Origin of the sequence: Schumannella sp. 10F1B-5-1, assembly GCF_006517535.1 — a bacterium.
Classification (GTDB): domain Bacteria; phylum Actinomycetota; class Actinomycetes; order Actinomycetales; family Microbacteriaceae; genus Schumannella.
The window spans coordinates 1-219 of record NZ_VHQH01000126.1 but is presented as its reverse complement, the minus strand read 5'-3'; the positions used below and the strand labels follow the sequence as shown (position 1 = coordinate 219).

At 70.3% G+C, this 219-nt stretch carries 1 pseudogene; it reads left to right on the top strand.

Features of this window, described 5'->3' with window-relative positions:
- Positions 1-207: pseudogene (locus tag FJ658_RS16355) on the top strand (hypothetical protein); the annotation flags it as partial.
- Between the last annotated feature and the right edge of the window lie 12 nt (positions 208-219).

Below are 219 nucleotides of genomic sequence, written 5' to 3'. Positions count from 1 at the left end.
GGCGTCACGGCGCGCTTCGCCCCCGAGACGCCCGCGAGCTACACGGTGCAGACCGTCGGCGGCAAGCTGCACTTCGACGCCCAGAGCATCACCATCACCAAGGGCAGGTACACGGCCCGCCACGGCGACCTCGACGGCAAGTGGACGGATGTGCGGGTCAACACGGTCGGCGGCGACGTCAGCATCCTGCACACGGTGCGCGCATGACGCCGCCCGTCT